The organism is Rahnella sp. ChDrAdgB13 (assembly GCF_017655185.1).
Lineage (GTDB): Bacteria > Pseudomonadota > Gammaproteobacteria > Enterobacterales > Enterobacteriaceae > Rahnella > Rahnella contaminans.
Genome location: NZ_JAEMGT010000246.1, coordinates 1 through 1,428 on the forward strand (window position 1 = coordinate 1; position 1,428 = coordinate 1,428).

General features: G+C 47.6%; 3 protein-coding genes. All 3 read left to right on the forward strand.

Annotation, left to right across the window (positions count from 1 at the left end; translation table 11 throughout):
* Positions 1 to 66: 66 nt before the first annotated feature.
* Complete coding sequence (locus J8X26_RS27415) at positions 67 to 321, forward strand: hypothetical protein (RefSeq protein ID WP_208952663.1); 255 nt, start codon at positions 67 to 69, stop codon at positions 319 to 321.
* A gap of 174 nt (positions 322 to 495) precedes the next feature.
* A complete protein-coding gene (locus J8X26_RS27420; RefSeq protein ID WP_208952661.1) occupies positions 496 to 1,089 on the forward strand; it encodes a hypothetical protein in 594 nt (197 codons plus the stop codon).
* A gap of 11 nt (positions 1,090 to 1,100) precedes the next feature.
* Positions 1,101 to 1,325 (forward strand): hypothetical protein, encoded by a 225-nt coding sequence (locus J8X26_RS27425; RefSeq protein WP_208952662.1) that lies wholly within the window; start codon positions 1,101 to 1,103, stop codon positions 1,323 to 1,325.
* Positions 1,326 to 1,428 lie beyond the last annotated feature (103 nt).

The following is a 1,428-nucleotide window of genomic DNA, read 5'->3' on the forward strand; positions in this document are numbered from 1 at the left end:
GCAATGCTAGTTATTTGGCTATTGAGGTCAATATTTGGTCGCTCAAAAACATAAGGCCAGACAGAAATGATTAATCGCTTTCTCGCATGGCTGAAAAGCATCTATATCAAACCGGCAACAGCCGAAACTCCAACACCAAAGGAAACCATCATGTCCGAACCATTAGTAGACGCAGCAGTAGAGCAGCGGCCTGTAGTTAATCAGGAAGTTAACAATAGTGATGCCGTACTGGCTAAGCTGAAGGAGCTTGTCGCCGCTGCTGGCGCGCAGACTCATGCAGTGTTCGATGACTTGGTTGATCTGGCGAAGAAACTGGTCTGATTGCCGCTGGCAGTGTATTCCCACAGACATTCTTAGGGTGTCTGTGGCGTGTTACCCATAGCAAGGCTGGTTAGGAAATTGGTTGCAACATTCAGTAGTGCGCAATACTGAATGCCCAGAGCTGAGGACTTAGCCAGCCGCGCTATGTGTAGCAATCCATAAAGGTGCAGCTAAATGACCAACAAAATTTACTTAAGCTTTAACCGTCTTTATACGTTGAAAGATGGCGATTATCACGGTGCAACGCTGACTTACCGGATTAAGCACGGCGATGACCTACTTGCGGAAGGTGAAATTAAGGGTAAGTCGCTTTCACAATTCATCAGGCCGATCGACATCGAAGAAATGGAAATCACCAAGCCCCTGACCGTTGAGTACGTCTGCACTGGCAATGTCGAAGATGTTTCCGTTTCACTGGCAACTGCAACTGACAAGCCTTTCCGCGTCGTAGATGGGGGTTTTTATATTAAGGATTGCTTTATCCGGAATGGTTTGCTATCTGACTGCAAGAAACGATTTACTGGCTCTGAAACGATGCCATTTAGTGGTTTCCCCGGCACAAAGCAATGCCATGTGCAGGAGGCCAGTTCAAATGCCCAATCGATTCTCAATAATGCACTGGCGACATACGTGTCATCACTGAGTGTCGGTGTGAACACGGCCAGCAAAAGCGCCGAAGAACAGCGTATTAAGAATCTGGTGAACGAAGCCGTAGTCGAAAAAATCTGGAAAATGCTGCAACCAGGCGGTCTTCTTCACCGTAAATAGTCGGGGTACCCATGCGATTGACTGTTCTGGATGATGATCCGGGAATCAAGGTTCACCCTTGCTCGCGCATCAAAATTTTCCTCGATGGCGTTGAGGTTAAATTCTGCCTGACTGCTGACGATGAGAAAGGTGAGATAATCATTCCTGTAACAGACGCACGCGGTCTGATGGTTGCTGAGAACGGCGAAGTTAAGCGGCAAACACTTTACGGTACCGTTCGCATCGAAAAGCAATAATAAATCAGGAGCATTTATGCAGGTCACTATCGATGGTGTCCCGTATGCGCCTACGTGCAATTCGGGCTCTCGGATTGGAATTGCCATCACCACCCATAACAGA